We start from the raw sequence: 14201 nt of genomic DNA, 5'->3' as shown, positions 1-14201 counted from the left end.
AATCGGTCGAAATTAGCGACCGATTTTAAATGCTGTACCTACTTCATATTCGTCATCTAAAACTAAAATCCCTTTTTCTTGTGGGGCGTTTGGAAGGTTTAATTCACGGGCAGAACAGATCATTCCGTGTGAAGGTTCACCACGAAGTGCAGATGGGCGAATGATTAACCCTGTCGGCATGACCGCACCAGGCTTCGCAACAACAACCTTTTGACCTGTCGCAACGTTTGGTGCACCACAAACAATCTGTACAGTGCCTTGGTCAATTTGGACTTGGCAAACAGATAATTTGTCAGCGTCTGGATGTTTCACAGCCTGTTCAACATAACCGACAACAAATTTCGGTGACACATCAACCCAAGAGAAATCCTCTTCAATGCCATTGTCCTTCAAGATGATTCGCAGCTGTTCAACCAATTCGACCGTCAAGTCAACAGGACCGTTCCAACCCGTAACGTCCACATATTGACTCGCCTGGAACAAGTTATACCCGTTCACTTCTCCATCTGCAGATTTGACGACGGCGATATCACCTGTCCGTTCTACAGTCTGATGGTGACGTTCTCCCTCTTTCAATAACACCATGAGCACATCACCGATTCCTTCTCGGTTATAAAACACATTCATTTGCATACGTTCCTACGTCCCTTCTTTCAAACTCATCTCACTTATTTTATCAGATTATGTGTTCGATGGCGGGGTCTTTTTTCCGACGATAAAAATCGGTTCAAGATGCCCTGCCTCATAGTGAAAGGCGAGTGCAGTCACAGGGACACGACCATTCGTAAAGAAATCAAACATCAATTGTTGCATCGCATCATATCCTTGATCGTTTCGTACATCCGCAATAATCATCACGTCTTGATGGGGGACTCCGACGAGCATATCTCCTTCGACGCGCCGCTCCATCATCCGCAGAAATTCATCATTTAAAATACGTGATGCTTCATATCCATCTCGGGCAGATAAAAAGTAGAACGGATTCCCTGCCACCTCATCTTGTTTCATTTCCGTCGGAAGTTTTTTTACATTCTCACGAGCGATGTGGTCGACACGTTCAAGACTGAACTCTTCAGACAAATGTCGTTCTTCAATCAATCGATAACCGTTCCCGCGATCTAGCGCATAGAATATTGCCGTTTCAGCTGTATGAGGTGTAAATACGAGCGATTCCCCATTTTTTGTCGTCTTCGAAAACGAATTCGAGCGTATGACAGGATAGATGGCCGTACTATTTCCTTCAAGGGAGATTTGATCATCCGCCTTCATGGCAGATTCAATATACTCAATCACTTCATCGACAGCCACTTTTCCACGAGTTTTCGCTTTTGCGACAATCGGTGCAAGTCGAATGTTCACCCCAAAACGGTCAGACTTACGTTCGACGCGCATGACTTCATTTTCGCGGTCATAGGACGTGCGATAATCCTCATTGAAGCTCGATTCTAGATAACGTCTTAACTCATTCCGTTCCATAAAGGGTCACCCGAGTCCATTCAAAAATGCTTCGACCTGCTCTGGCGTTTTGCGTTCCCGACCGACATAACGATCGACTTCTTTGCCGTCATGAAACGCCACAAAACTTGGGATCCCGAAAATATCAAGTTCTTGTGCAAGGTCCATGAACTCATCACGGTCGACATGATAAAACGTCCATTCTTTAAATTTCTCTTCGATTTCTGGCATGAACGGGTCGAGGAATCGGCAATCCCCACACCATGCCGCTGAAAACATGAAGACACTTTTCGCATCTTTCGCTACTGTATATTCTTCCATTGTTGATAGTTGTTTCATGATTACCACTCCTGTTCGTTTTTTCCTCACTTATAATAGCATAAGTCTAGTCACACATTCTGTTCTGCTGTTTGTTATAATCAAAACCGAAACTAGTTGAAACAGGTGAAATCAAATGAAATTAACGCGTGAAACTTTAAATCCCGATATGAAGCACCCGCTCGAACAAATGGTCGGTGTTTTCGGTATGCTCGCCATTATTCGATACGGCTATTTATTTATTGATACCGACAAATCCAGATTAGAAATCTTGATTTGGCTCGTTGTCGGATTCGCTGTCATTTATGTTCTTGAAAAGTGGTTTAAGAAACTGGCACGTTATTTACCAATCGTGCGAAAACGTTTTTTACTCCCTATCTATGTGATTGTGTTAATGCTCTTTCTCGGCAGTTTCCGCGTTCCGCGTGAGACGGTTGAGTCCGTTAAAATGTGGTTTGGAATTTGATGAAAAAAGCGACGTTCCTCGAAACGTCGCCTTTTTTAGTAGTCAATTTTCAAATCATTCGGTTGAATCCGTCCAGTTCTTCTCAACACTTCATAGACTGCATAACTGAGTAAGGCTGGCCCGATGATCAAGAAACCGAGGACGATCATAAGCGTATACCAGCTAAAGCCCATCGTCTCAAGCATGACGATTGGACCGACAAGTCCGCTCGTTCCCATGCCGGCACCTGCAGCGACACTTTCCAATTCAAAAAGTAATGTTGCTATCGGCGCTAGAACCGCTCCTGCTAATGTTGGAGGTAAGAGAATCCAGGGGTTTTTCACGATGTTCCCAACCTGAAGCATCGATGTTCCAATTCCTTGAGCAATCGCTCCACCGACCCCATTATCCCGATAACTCGTAATGGCAAAGCCAATCATCTGCGCGGCACATCCGACAGTTGCGGCTCCTGCTGCAATCCCGTCCAAACCGAGCATGAGTGCAATGGCAGCACTTGAAATCGGCGCAGTTAATGCGAGTCCCATCAACGTCGCAACGACCACACCCATGAATAAAGGTTGTTGCTCTGTGCCCCATTCAATCCAACTACCAAGTTGCGTCATGAACAATCCGACATATTTACCGATATATGTCGCGGTGAAATAACCGACTGCAATCGTTGTGAACGGCGTCACTAAAATATCAAGTTTTGTTGATTTAGAGACAAGCTTTGACACTTCAACGGCAAGAATCGTCGCGACATAGCTTCCTGCCGGTCCGAACTCATAACCGAACGCCCCGACAACGAGCGCCGAAAATAAAATGAGCGGTGGCGCCTCTAACGCATAGGCGATGGCAATCCCGATGGCAGGACCCGTCAAACTCATCGCTACTTCTCCGATTTGAATCAATGTTCCACTCATCCCTGAAAGAACTGTATGATCGAGTTGCCCACCAATCGTCTTCATGATCAGGCCAATAATTAATGTACTAAACAAACCAAGTGCCATATAACTTAGTGCCGTCACAAAATAGATTGATGGACTAAGTGAGATTCCTTTTTTCTTGAACACCGTATATCCTCCTTACACTCAAACAAGTGTCTTGTCACGAGTAAACAAATTGTATAAACACTTCTATCAGTATAAGGTGTTTTTTCGAAATAGCAAGAAAAACCATAAAAAACCGTCCACCCATGAAATGAGTGGACGGACGAAGTAAATCAACGTGACGGACGAAGTGTTTCTAGTGTCGAACGATCAAGTCGTTTGACCAACGCTTTGAGTAACGCTTTTGCTGCATCGTAGTCATCCGTGTGAAGAATGGATGCATGCGTATGAATGTATCTTGATGCGACACCAATCACGGCTGTCGGGACCCCTTCTCCGCTCATGTGAACGCGTCCCGCATCGGTACCGCCTGGTGAGACGAAATACTGCGTTTTAATGTTTTCGTCTGAAGCCGTGTCGAGCAAGAAATCACGCATTTCTGGTGACATGACCATGACACGGTCCAAAATGCGAATCAAGGCACCCTCACCGAGCTGTCCGAACTCTGTTTTGCTTCCAGAGGCATCGTTCGCCGGTGAAGCATCAAGTACGAGCGCCACATCCGGTTGAATCAATTCAGATGCCGTCTGTGCGCCGCGCAATCCGACTTCTTCTTGTACCGTGGCACCCGAGAAGAGAATGTTCGGGTGATCTGCTTTTGTCGTTTCCTCCAACAATTCGACAGCAAGACCGACGCCATAACGGTTATCCCATGCTTTGGCCATAATCTTTTTCGGATGGTGAAGCGGAGTGAATGCGCTCGACGGGACAGCTGGTACACCTGGACGTACCCCCCATGACTCTGCCTCTTCTTTTGAATCGGCGCCGATATCGATAAACATCTGTTTGATGTCCATCGGTTTACTCATCGCATCAGGTCCTAACAAGTGAGGCGGTGTCGAAGCGACGACACCTGGAATTTTACCGTTCGACGTGATGATGTCGAAGCGTTGCGCCATAAGCACCTGGCTCCACCAGCCACCGAGTGGTTGTATGTAAAGCATGCCGTTCTCGGTGATCCGTGTCACCATAAAGGCAACCTCATCCATATGTCCGGCTACCATCACTTTCGGTCCCGACTCATCCCCCACACGTTTCCCGAAAATTGATCCAATTCCATCTGTGACAATCTCGTCTGAATGGGGTTCGATGCGTTCGCGTACGAACTGACGCACCTCTGACTCAAACCCCGGAGCACCCGGTAGTTCTGTTAACGTCTTGAATAAATCTCTCGTCTTCTGATCCATCTTTCATCATCCTTCCCTAGTCGTTCTTGTCTCATTATATACAAAAGTTTTGATAGGATGCGAATGCTTTTCATTCCATTCGGGTACAGGTTTTGGTACGATAAACATGATAGCCATAGTTCAAGGGGAGGTAGTCATATGAAAAAAAGGTATTGGTTTATTGGAATCGGGGTTGCCGTCATTGCCGCACTTATGACGAAAAAAGCTTTAGATGAACGTAGCTTATCTGCAGAAAACGCGTTGGAGTACACAAAACGTGCTTTCTCAGCAAAAGGTCATGTCCAAGGGGCATGGATTTCAGCATCACCGGAGATTTACACATATGATGGTCGTGAATACGACGTCTACAAAGGTGGCATCTCTGTTCTTGAGAACGATGAAGAGAAAACATATGAGTTCACAGTCGACTCTGAGACTGGCGCTTTACTCGAATATGCATGACACGAAACCGACGAATGATTCGTCGGTTTTTTTGTTTAGTTCGAACGAAAGAGTGGAAAATTGAAATTGGTAGTTTTCAATTCAAAAAAGGAGTGATCTCGTGTGAAGAAGCTAATCGGTGAACCAAGTGAACTCGTATCGCAAATGGTAGAAGGAATGGTCCACGCCCATCCTGAAGTGTATGGTCGCGTCGATGGCGTGAATGTCATCTGCCGTGCCGACGGAGCGAAGTCTGGGAAAGTTGGACTCGTCTCGGGTGGTGGGAGCGGTCACGAACCGGCACACGCAGGTTATGTCGGGGATGGCATGCTAGATGCGGCAGTTTGTGGGGAAGTGTTCACCTCTCCTACTCCGGACATGGTACTCGAAGGAATCAAGGCAGCTGACGGTGGCAACGGAGTCTTACTCATTGTCAAAAACTACTCAGGGGATGTCATGAACTTTGAACTGGCCGCAGAACTTGCGGAAGGGGATGGGATTAAAGTCGACCATGTCGTCGTCGCCGATGATGTCGCCATTTCGAACAAGGAAGATCGACGTGGGGTTGCCGGAACGGTCTTTGTCCACAAGATTGCCGGTGCTGCTGCAGCTAGTGGCAAATCACTCGAAGAGGTTAAAGCGATTGCCGAAAAAGTAGCTTCACACGTGCGCTCTATGGGGATGGCAGTTGAACCTTGTTACATGCCGGTCAGTGGTAAACCTGGTTTCGACTTGAATGAAGAAGAGATGGAAATCGGCATCGGGATTCACGGGGAACGTGGTGTCGAGCGGAAACCGACGAGTGATGTCGACCAAATCGTCGACGACCTCCTCAGTCATTTGAAAAAAGAAGTCGATCCTGGTGAAGTTGCCGTTATGGTGAACGGTATGGGTGGAACGCCGTTGTCTGAGTTGTATGTGACCTATCACTTTGTCGCAGAAAAACTGGAGGCTGCCGGTTATACGCTCAAACGGAAATACGTCGGCAACTATATGACATCGCTCGAGATGCATGGATTCTCCATCACCCTCCTTCCTCTTGATGAGGAGATGACTTCTTATTTAGACGCTCCATCGGCAGCACTCGGCTTTAAAAATTAATGAATGAGGTGTTTTGTTTATGTTGACGATTGATGGGATGAAGCAAGCGTTGCGTGATGCACAAGTTGGCATCGAAGAACAAAAAGACACACTTACGGACCTAGACCGGGCCATCGGGGATGGTGACCACGGAATTAATATGTCTCGTGGGTTCGATGCGGTCTCATCCATTTTGGATGAAGAATATGACTCGTTAGGAGCACTCAGTAAAAAGGTCGGGATGACGCTGATGTCGAAGGTAGGTGGTGCGGCCGGACCGTTATATGGTTCTGCCTTCGTCAAGATGGCCACCACGTTCGGTGAAGCGAAAGAAGCTGATTTCACCTTACTCAAGGAAGCGCTCCAAGAGGGATCTAATTCCATCAAAGCCCGCGGAAAATCCGAGGTCGGTCAAAAAACGATGGTTGACGTATGGGACCCGTTCCTCGAGCACGTTCAACAAGGCGACGATTATCAAAAACAACTAGAGGAACTCGTCCAAAAAACGGAGGATATGGTGGCGACAAAAGGTAGAGCCTCCTATTTCGGAGAAAACTCACGAGGCACGGTCGACCCTGGCTCCCTTTCTAGCTCCATTCTATTGGCTGCCATTATGAAGGAGGTCGATTAACATCGTCGAATTGATTATCGTCTCGCATAGCGCAAAAATTGCGGAAGGAATTCAAGATCTCATGAAAGAAATGGCACCTGCCGTACCGATTCATCTAGCTGGCGGCCTCGATGATGGGGCAATCGGAACAGACGTGAACCGGATTTTAGAGGCAGTTGGTCAAGTCGAAGGCGAAGCCCTTCTTCTCAGTGACATCGGATCAGCTACGATGAACGCCGAACTCGCCATCGATATGTACGAAGGCGACAAACAACTTGCGTTCTTCGACGGTCCGATCGTCGAGAGTGCCTTCATCGCATCGGTTTCTTCTGGGAATGGGATGTCACTCGCTGACATCGTTGGACAGCTAAAGCAACAATAAAAAAGCACCCCGTTCAGAAGAGCGGGGTGCTTTTACGTATTAACGTGGGTTGTCATTCTTTTCATATACAGGATTCATATATGAGCTAGTTGAATAGAATCGTGGTACGACAACATACAAAATAATTGCAGGGATTGCAATTAATAGAAGCAAGATCAGAACTGGTAACCAGTAGACAACTTTTTGTCCAAGCATGTCAATGTTCGCATCCGCGAAATCGCCTGCTCCTTCGACTTCAGCAAGATCTGCTGTCGAGAGGATTTTGTTATCTGTTGCATCATAATAATGCAACTCGGTTTTACGTGTAATAAAGATTCCATCACGGATTGTGTCGAGTTTGACGACCGCTGCGATGACTTCATTTCCATTTGAATGGCGAAGTGTTTCTTCTTTCACGATTTCAGCTGTTCCTTCTTTATAGTCGTAATGCGTCGCTTTCAAATCCTCTTCGAGTGCGTCCAAGAACGCTTCGTTCGCTGAGGTATTCATTGGTGCGATTGTTAGAATGAAGATTACTGCAAGCAGGCTTGCCCATGCTTTTTTCAACATCCCCATGTTCCCCCTTCTCTTATTCCAGTTTAGCGTCATTCCTATTGTACCAAGAAGAAAGAAAAAAGTGTGAAGAAAATACTATTAAAATAAGAAAAAAGCGTGTCAATTTTTCGGACGGAAGACAGCTTCCATTCGATAAATCGGTTGACCAAGCGCACTGAAGCGTTCTTCATACTCAGTTCGAACATTATCTTCTGGTTCATTTACATGTAAATCGAGTGAAATTTCTGTGAAGAACATTCCGTATTGGCTCATACTTTGAAGCGAATATTCGAATAAACCTCGATTGTCCGTCTTGAAATGAATCTCACCCGCTTTCGGGAGAATCGCCTCGTACGTCGCTAAGAACGTCTTATACGTCAACCGTCGTTTCGCATGACGCGTTTTTGGCCATGGATCCGAGAAGTTCAAGTACACACGATCAACTTCACCCGCTTCGAAATAATCAACGAGTTGTTTGGCATCTACTGTCAATACTCTCACGTTCGGCATCGGTGTCTCGACTAGTTTTTGGACGATGGATACCGCGACACTCTCAAATAATTCGATTGCGATAAAATTCACATCGGGATGTTGTTTCGCCATCCCTAAGATAAATTGTCCTTTTCCTGAACCGACTTCAATGAAAAGCGGGTGGTCGTTACCAAACTCGGTACGCCACTTTCCTTTCAACTGATCAGGATGTTGAATAAATACATGTTCCTGGGCCTCCATATACTCTCTTGCCCAAGGCTTATGTCGTAAACGCATGAAAATCCTACCTTTCGTTCATCAAATGTTCAAGTTTAATGGGAATATGCACGTTTCGAACGAGCAGTCCCCTTGCGATTATACACGAAATCATAGTTTAATGAACATGAATCATCCTTCACAAGGAGGTTATATATGATGAGTACACTAGATCAATTTCTTATTTTTTATGCAGCGCCACTAACGTTTTTCGCGGGCGTCATCGCAACGTTCGTTTGGGCATACTTCATGAATCCGGATGACATTTAACACATTCAAAAAGGGATGGCGCCCAGCCATCCCTTTTTAGTTGATTCGTTCATATGCCTCATCAATCAATTCGCGCAAAACATGAAAACCTTCTGTACGCGCTGCATCGTTCATTTCTCCATAGATTGTTAAAATCGTTTGTGCGATGGCATACCAATGCATCCGATTATGAAGTTCACTCGACATCCCTACTCCATAATGCGCGAACCAGCGCTCCCATTCCGTCTCTTCGACATAGCTGTAGACAACCATCGCCAAATCAAAGGCGCGGTCTGCAATGATGGCATCGTCCCAATCGGTCAAATAGAGTAGACCGTTCTCATCTTCAATCCAATTGTTATGATTTAAATCAGAATGACAGACGACGAATTCTTGCTCATCGACTTTCGGCAAATGGTGTTTTAACCACTGAACGGCTTCCCCGATTGTAGGATCCGTCTCATCTTGTTCATATGCTTCACATTGACGAAGCAATAAGTGTGGTGTCACCGGTGTATGGTTCAATTGTTGTAGCATAAACAATAATTCTTTAGAGTTATGAATTTTACCAAGTTGTGCCGCAACATCTGGTCGTTTCATATCTTCAGGTGAAAGTTCGCGGCCTTCGATAAATTGTTGGGCGCTTAACACGTCCCCGTTATACATTCGTTTTGTCCAAAGAAGTTTCGGAACGATTCCTTCTGCCGATAGAATCGCCAGGAACGGTGAAGAGTTCCGTTTAACAAAAATCTTCTGTTGGCGCGTCGTCGCTACATACGCTTCTCCCGTAATTCCTCCGGCTGAAGCGACTGTCCACTCTTTACCGAGCGCACCGACTATATCTGAATACATATTCATCACGCTCAAATCTTACTTAAAATTAGAGAGATACAATCAACATCTTAACACGCGAGAATCGTCATTGACAACGACTCGACTTGAATGTGTTCCGGGTTTCGCGCGATTGGAACAAGGCTTGCTGTGTCCCCTTGGACGTAGACGTTCCACTTTGCATCATTTTCGAATGAAAGCGGATCAAACGTTCCATTGATATAGACGCGAACTCGTTGCCATGCATCATATGAATGACTCGCCGTCAATTCATAAATGATGACGCCAGGCGGTGATGGAAGAAATGTAAAATGTTCGATGACTTCTTGCCTTGAGTCATAACGGAAACAAGTGTGGAGTCGACGAAGCTTTAGGAGTGTTTTCACATATTCGATTTCTCGAATTCGTGTGTCACGTAAATCCCAGTCGAAATGATTAATATGATCTGGGGAATTATAGCTATTCTCGACACCGTGCTTCGTGCGTCCAAATTCTTGACCCGCATGGATGAATGGGATCCCTTGAGACGTGATGACGACCGCATTGGCCAGACGTTGCATCGCGAGACGTGTCGCCTCATCGATTCCTTCACAGGATAATGCCAATTTATCATAAATCGTATAATTGTCATGCGCCTCAGCGTAGTTAATGGAATAGTTCGGGCTTGGAAAACGCCCGACCGTCACGTTCGGGATATGGACCGCTCCAGTGAGACATTCTCGCAATTCCCACTCTCGCCATTCATTCCCTGAAATGAAGCCACGCTCCCGATCATTGAACGTCGATCCTTTTAAGGCATCTCGGATCATATCGTTAAAATGTCCGACTCGAGGCATTCTGGCTGCATTTTGCGAAGTCGCTTTGAACGACTGACCGAGCGGGGTCGCCAAATCCCAACCTTCCCCATATACGAGAATAGACGGGTCTACTTTATCGAGCGCTGCCCGAACTTGATTCATCGTTTCGACATCGTGGATGCCCATTAAATCGAAACGAAAACCGTCGACTTGATAGGTCGTCGCGAAAAACGTCACGAAGTCCACAATCATCCGGCGCATCATATAGCGTTCAGACGCGGTGTCATTTCCGACACCGGTTCCGTTCGCGACCGTCCCGTCATGTTCATACCGGAAATAATAATAAGGAACGAGCGCTTCGAGTGGGGATTGTTCTCGAATATAAAGATGATTCATCACGACATCTGTGACGACGCGAAGTCCCGCTTGATGCAAATCAGAGACGAGTGTCGCATATTCAAATACCCGACTAAGTGGTACATCCGGTCTCGAAGCATAACTCCCCTCTAGACTAAACCAATGAATGGGATCGTATCCCCAATTGTATGGCAAACGTGTCGCTTCATCGACACTCCCAAAATCGTGGACCGGTAACAATTGGATATGGGTCACCCCGAGCTCGGTTAAATAATCAAGTCCTGCACGATTGCCTTCTTTTGTCCGAACCCCACTCTCTGCCACTCCCCCGTACAGCCCTTTTAATTGACTCGTCGAAGAGGGATGACTTGTGAAGTCACGAATGTGTAGTTCATAGATGACCGCGTCTGTCGGCTTCCACAGAGGGGGACGTTCAGTTTGCTCGACTTGTTTCTTCACAAATTCAGCAACATCTACTAACACGCCATACTCTCCGTTCAAACTGACCGCTCTCGCATACGGGTCGACGACTTGCCTCGTATCAACTGGTGTTTTAACTTCTAAGCGATATAGCATCCCTTCGAATGCTTTGGGCACGTCTCCATGCCATTCTCCACGAGAACCACGATTCATCCGAAATCGTTCGATTTCGCGATGGTTTGTCTCATCATGGACGGTGATCCACATGGAAAGCGCCACAGGGGACCATACAGCGACTTCCATCCCATGAGGTGTGAACGATACACCGAGTGGTCCATCATATGAAAACCGGCGTTCGAATTCTTCTGAGCGGACGACTTCGCGCGGAACGATCACTGTTGTTTTTTCTCCAGGATGAAACACCGTGTACATCGTTTCCAAAGAGATCGGTTCATTCAAACGAAGAATCTGTTCGACCATCCCAGATTCCGTCACAACTTGTTGTTCCACAAGATAGTCAATCGGTCGTCCGTTTTGTTCGATTTGTACTGGAACGGATTCATATTCGCGCACAATCTCAAGTTGTATTGTCTCAAATGATACGAAAGACGCGCTCTCAATGGTCACATGTGAGGCGGTCTTTTGATCGGGTGTGTGATGCATATGCGTCCCTTCCTCTCAATCACTGATCCATAAATTGTCGAAACGGCATCTTAGCAGTTACGTCTAATAAGGTCGCCACATCACGAAGTTGTTGTGCTTTGACGATCGGTGCGCGTCCGTTCACTTGTTTCATCCAGTCGGTATACTCATTACGCCCGATATAATGCGTTGATCGGACGTTCGGCACATTATCAAAATACCCATCAGTGGCAATGACTACTTTCTGGAGTACTCCCGCATAGTCCGGTAAGATTTGTCGGATGAGTTCCTCTGTTCGTGTCAATGCGATCAGCGGGTTCACCACACGGGTATTTTCCCCTTTCAGCGGTTGATGAACCCAAGTCTTTTCTTTCGATATGTGATAGATACTGCGGTCACCTTCCAGCCATTCGACAACATACAGATGTGTCGGTCCGATGATGAGATGACTTAGTTCTACTGTCGCACCGTTCCATTCGATGACCGGACGATACAAGAAAAAGTGTCGCTCATTCCAGTCTGAACGCATGACCCGATACGCATAGTCCCGGACGAATGCCAAATGTGGTAAATCTGCTTCGAGCACTCCTTCACAGGCGAACTGAAGTTTTTGGATGTGTCGGCGTTCCCGTAACATCTTTTGATATTGTGATTCAGAAAGTGGCTTGGGTTCCAACTCAATCCGCTCCGACTTCGCCCAAATTTTCCACCACGGACGCTCAAGCTCGATTACCTCTACCGGATTCAAGCGATTGTTTTCGTGAAGACGTTGTAGACGTGCCGTGTCAGATTCCACATATTCTAAATAGCGATTGTATTGATCTAAAACATTACGTTCATATTTTGAAATTACGTCAAAAATTTTAACCGGGATTGCCATATGTCCTCCTCTGGCCGTCTTAACGGAAAAACTTCTACGGCTCTATAGGCTGGTTTATGATTCGGTTGTACTTCGTACAGAATCAGTTCTTCTACAGATTCAGTCACATGAAATTCAGGCGGAACGTATGCAACCCGTTCTCCTTCATCCCATTTTTTAGCGAGTGTGACGTGAGGGACGAACGCCTTCCTGTCCAATCTCGGGATCACGTCGACAAGTTCTTGGCGGAGTGCACGTGCAAATCGGTGTAGTGGTTCTGATGCGTCAGGTACGACAGTCAGGACACGTGGACGATCAGGTCTACCGAAATGGTCAATCGAGCCGAACGTCAATGTGAAGGGTTGAGTGTCTTGACTGATTTTTCGTGTAATCTCTTTTACGTCATCTAATTCTTCTCCGTTTAATTTACCTAAAAATTGAAGGGTCAGATGAAATTCGTCCGGTCGATATATTCGACGATACGAGTAAAAAGGCAATACAGCTTGCTGCACTGCAACCAGTTCGGTCGCCTCAATGGGAATCGCAATAAAATAATGCGTGCTCATGTCGTTCATCCTTTCATGATGCGACGTGACATTCCGATCCAAATCAATGCTCCAAGTGCCGTCACAATGGTATACATCCAAAATACGCCTAAAATATCATCGAGCTCAATGATTTTCCCGCTCAGCATATTAAATCCTGCTGTCGCAAGTCCTGACGTGAGTGCCATGTAAACCCCAATGGCCGTCGAGGAGACTTGCCGGTCAACGAGTGTCCGAACGAATTGAAGCGCAACGGGAATGAGGAGTCCAACAACAAGTCCTTGTGCGATTGCAAGAAGCCATATGACCCAAATCGGTGGTTCAAGCGCAAGTATCCCGTTCCGTAAAGCAGAAATAATGGCCGCACCGACAAGTACGCCGACACTTCCGTATCGTTCCATAAGTTGAGACGCCACTTTCATAAACGGAATCTCGAATAATACAGCGACGAGGAATAATGTTCCGACAAGCGTCGTCGAACCCCCGCTATTCGTCACGTATAGCCCGAAATAATAGTTATTCGCATAAATCGGTCCGAACACGAGCATGCCACCGAGCAGGAAGAACATAAACTGCTTGTTCCATACTGCTTTCCAAGAAAGGGGTGCCAACGTGACGTCGCGAATCGAAATTTTCTCAGGAATCATTCGGACGAACACACTTCCGAGGATAAGTAGGACGGCACTTATTACGAACGTGCTCGCAAGTCCCCACGTCGTATCGGAGATTCGTCCCATCGCAAATACGGCGATGGCGAACCCTGCCGATCCATACAAACGAATCGCGCCGTAGTCCACTTTTGACCGAGCCGTATAGTCGAGCGTCATCATGTCCACAAGCGGAATATGAGCACATTGGAATACGGACCAAATCACCATGAGTACGACAATCCAGACGTATGAGGCCGCTACTAAAAAGCTAAGCGAAATAAGCGCGGCGCTCAGCATCGCCAACATCAACCAAGCCCGAACTCGTCCTGTCCGGTCGGTCAACATTCCCCATAACGGTTGGATGCCAATGGAGAGGATGGGTAACACCGCAACGATGATTCCGACCTGGGTCGGTGTCAATCCAAATTTCGTTTGTGAAAAATATAAGGTCATATATGGGATCAATGCCCCCTGCGCGAAGAATATCGCGACGTATACAGACTGAAACAATCTCTTTTGCGAATCCAATGATAACTTCCTTCCTAAAGGACAGAGAGCCGACTA

18 protein-coding genes are annotated in these 14201 nt (G+C 46.5%); 6 read left to right on the top strand and 12 right to left on the bottom strand.

Annotation, left to right across the window (positions count from 1 at the left end; all coding sequences use genetic code 11):
- Positions 1–12: 12 nt before the first annotated feature.
- The 3 genes from ytpR to KNO94_RS05710 are packed head-to-tail and all read right to left on the bottom strand — an operon-like array spanning position 13 to position 1794.
- Positions 13–627, bottom strand: coding sequence for a YtpR family tRNA-binding protein (ytpR, locus tag KNO94_RS05720; RefSeq protein WP_214778135.1), 615 nt, complete (start codon positions 625–627; stop codon positions 13–15).
- 54 nt (positions 628–681) lie between these two features.
- Positions 682–1476 (bottom strand): DUF1444 family protein, encoded by a 795-nt coding sequence (locus KNO94_RS05715; RefSeq protein WP_214778133.1) that lies wholly within the window; start codon positions 1474–1476, stop codon positions 682–684.
- 6 nt (positions 1477–1482) lie between these two features.
- Positions 1483–1794: a thioredoxin family protein gene (locus KNO94_RS05710; RefSeq protein WP_214741417.1), complete on the bottom strand. Its 312-nt coding sequence runs from the start codon at positions 1792–1794 to the stop codon at positions 1483–1485.
- A gap of 115 nt (positions 1795–1909) precedes the next feature.
- Between KNO94_RS05710 and KNO94_RS05705 the strand changes: the two genes are divergently transcribed.
- Positions 1910–2239, top strand: coding sequence for a hypothetical protein (locus tag KNO94_RS05705; protein WP_214778131.1), 330 nt, complete (start codon positions 1910–1912; stop codon positions 2237–2239).
- Between the two features lie 35 nt (positions 2240–2274).
- Here KNO94_RS05705 and KNO94_RS05700 read toward each other — a convergent pair whose 3' ends face one another.
- Both KNO94_RS05700 and KNO94_RS05695 read right to left on the bottom strand, forming a co-directional pair.
- The gene (locus KNO94_RS05700) at positions 2275–3291 is read right to left on the bottom strand and encodes a PTS sugar transporter subunit IIC (protein ID WP_214741421.1); all 1017 of its coding nucleotides are present in this window, start codon (positions 3289–3291) and stop codon (positions 2275–2277) included.
- Between the two features lie 149 nt (positions 3292–3440).
- On the bottom strand, positions 3441–4514 hold the full coding sequence (locus tag KNO94_RS05695; protein WP_214778129.1) for a M42 family metallopeptidase: 1074 nt from the start codon (positions 4512–4514) through the stop codon (positions 3441–3443).
- A gap of 138 nt (positions 4515–4652) precedes the next feature.
- Here KNO94_RS05695 and KNO94_RS05690 point away from each other — a divergent pair, with 138 nt between their 5' ends.
- The 4 genes from KNO94_RS05690 to dhaM all read left to right on the top strand — a co-directional run bounded on the left by KNO94_RS05690 (position 4653) and on the right by dhaM (position 7006).
- Positions 4653–4955, top strand: a complete 303-nt coding sequence (locus KNO94_RS05690) for a PepSY domain-containing protein (protein ID WP_012726763.1) — start codon at positions 4653–4655, stop codon at positions 4953–4955.
- Positions 4956–5057: 102 nt separating this feature from the next.
- A complete protein-coding gene (dhaK, locus tag KNO94_RS05685; protein WP_214741425.1) occupies positions 5058–6035 on the top strand; it encodes a dihydroxyacetone kinase subunit DhaK in 978 nt (325 codons plus the stop codon).
- Positions 6036–6054: 19 nt separating this feature from the next.
- Positions 6055–6645 carry a dihydroxyacetone kinase subunit DhaL gene (dhaL, locus tag KNO94_RS05680; protein ID WP_214778127.1) on the top strand — a complete coding sequence of 197 codons (591 nt, stop codon included), beginning with the start codon at positions 6055–6057 and terminating at the stop codon, positions 6643–6645.
- 10 nt (positions 6646–6655) lie between these two features.
- A complete protein-coding gene (gene dhaM / locus KNO94_RS05675; RefSeq protein ID WP_285800776.1) occupies positions 6656–7006 on the top strand; it encodes a dihydroxyacetone kinase phosphoryl donor subunit DhaM in 351 nt (116 codons plus the stop codon).
- Between the two features lie 39 nt (positions 7007–7045).
- Here the strand turns inward: dhaM and KNO94_RS05670 are convergent, their stop codons facing one another.
- Complete coding sequence (locus tag KNO94_RS05670; RefSeq protein WP_251125834.1) at positions 7046–7555, bottom strand: hypothetical protein; 510 nt, start codon at positions 7553–7555, stop codon at positions 7046–7048.
- Positions 7556–7660: 105 nt separating this feature from the next.
- Positions 7661–8308, bottom strand: coding sequence for a tRNA (guanosine(46)-N7)-methyltransferase TrmB (gene trmB / locus KNO94_RS05665; RefSeq protein ID WP_214741431.1), 648 nt, complete (start codon positions 8306–8308; stop codon positions 7661–7663).
- Positions 8309–8446: 138 nt separating this feature from the next.
- Here trmB and KNO94_RS15485 point away from each other — a divergent pair, with 138 nt between their 5' ends.
- On the top strand, positions 8447–8557 hold the full coding sequence (locus tag KNO94_RS15485) for a hypothetical protein (RefSeq protein ID WP_012726769.1): 111 nt from the start codon (positions 8447–8449) through the stop codon (positions 8555–8557).
- Positions 8558–8593: 36 nt separating this feature from the next.
- Here the strand turns inward: KNO94_RS15485 and KNO94_RS05660 are convergent, their stop codons facing one another.
- From KNO94_RS05660 to KNO94_RS05640, 5 genes are read right to left on the bottom strand one after another with little or no spacing between them, the layout of a single operon-like run.
- Positions 8594–9388 carry a phosphotransferase family protein gene (locus tag KNO94_RS05660; protein ID WP_214741433.1) on the bottom strand — a complete coding sequence of 265 codons (795 nt, stop codon included), beginning with the start codon at positions 9386–9388 and terminating at the stop codon, positions 8594–8596.
- Positions 9389–9438: 50 nt separating this feature from the next.
- The gene (gene pulA, locus KNO94_RS05655; protein ID WP_214778125.1) at positions 9439–11604 is read right to left on the bottom strand and encodes a type I pullulanase; all 2166 of its coding nucleotides are present in this window, start codon (positions 11602–11604) and stop codon (positions 9439–9441) included.
- 19 nt (positions 11605–11623) lie between these two features.
- Positions 11624–12463, bottom strand: a complete 840-nt coding sequence (locus KNO94_RS05650) for an NERD domain-containing protein (protein WP_214778123.1) — start codon at positions 12461–12463, stop codon at positions 11624–11626.
- Positions 12433–13008, bottom strand: coding sequence for an RNA 2',3'-cyclic phosphodiesterase (gene thpR, locus KNO94_RS05645; protein ID WP_214778121.1), 576 nt, complete (start codon positions 13006–13008; stop codon positions 12433–12435). Before thpR ends, KNO94_RS05650 begins: the two co-directional genes overlap by 31 nt.
- 5 nt (positions 13009–13013) lie before the next feature.
- Entirely contained in the window at positions 13014–14147 is a 1134-nt protein-coding gene (locus KNO94_RS05640) for an MFS transporter (RefSeq protein WP_285800780.1), read from the bottom strand.
- Positions 14148–14201 lie beyond the last annotated feature (54 nt).

Origin of the sequence: Exiguobacterium sp. s22 (assembly GCF_018617455.1) — a bacterium.
Lineage (GTDB): Bacteria > Bacillota > Bacilli > Exiguobacteriales > Exiguobacteriaceae > Exiguobacterium.
This window is presented reverse-complemented; position numbering and strand designations above follow the sequence as displayed.

Excerpts from the sequence above, each read along its gene's own strand:
- KNO94_RS05705 (WP_214778131.1), top strand. The coding sequence starts at position 1,910 with ATGAAATTAACGCGTGAAACTTTAAATCCCGATATGAAGCACCCGCTC.
- thpR (WP_214778121.1), bottom strand. The coding sequence starts at position 13,008 with ATGAGCACGCATTATTTTATTGCGATTCCCATTGAGGCGACCGAACTG.
- KNO94_RS05650 (WP_214778123.1), bottom strand. The coding sequence starts at position 12,463 with ATGGCAATCCCGGTTAAAATTTTTGACGTAATTTCAAAATATGAACGT.
- KNO94_RS15485 (WP_012726769.1), top strand. The coding sequence starts at position 8,447 with ATGAGTACACTAGATCAATTTCTTATTTTTTATGCAGCGCCACTAACG.
- KNO94_RS05695 (WP_214778129.1), bottom strand. The coding sequence starts at position 4,514 with ATGGATCAGAAGACGAGAGATTTATTCAAGACGTTAACAGAACTACCG.
- pulA (WP_214778125.1), bottom strand. The coding sequence starts at position 11,604 with ATGCATCACACACCCGATCAAAAGACCGCCTCACATGTGACCATTGAG.
- trmB (WP_214741431.1), bottom strand. The coding sequence starts at position 8,308 with ATGCGTTTACGACATAAGCCTTGGGCAAGAGAGTATATGGAGGCCCAG.
- KNO94_RS05660 (WP_214741433.1), bottom strand. The coding sequence starts at position 9,388 with ATGTATTCAGATATAGTCGGTGCGCTCGGTAAAGAGTGGACAGTCGCT.
- KNO94_RS05710 (WP_214741417.1), bottom strand. The coding sequence starts at position 1,794 with ATGAAACAACTATCAACAATGGAAGAATATACAGTAGCGAAAGATGCG.
- ytpR (WP_214778135.1), bottom strand. The coding sequence starts at position 627 with ATGAATGTGTTTTATAACCGAGAAGGAATCGGTGATGTGCTCATGGTG.
- dhaL (WP_214778127.1), top strand. The coding sequence starts at position 6,055 with ATGTTGACGATTGATGGGATGAAGCAAGCGTTGCGTGATGCACAAGTT.
- KNO94_RS05690 (WP_012726763.1), top strand. The coding sequence starts at position 4,653 with ATGAAAAAAAGGTATTGGTTTATTGGAATCGGGGTTGCCGTCATTGCC.
- KNO94_RS05715 (WP_214778133.1), bottom strand. The coding sequence starts at position 1,476 with ATGGAACGGAATGAGTTAAGACGTTATCTAGAATCGAGCTTCAATGAG.
- KNO94_RS05670 (WP_251125834.1), bottom strand. The coding sequence starts at position 7,555 with ATGTTGAAAAAAGCATGGGCAAGCCTGCTTGCAGTAATCTTCATTCTA.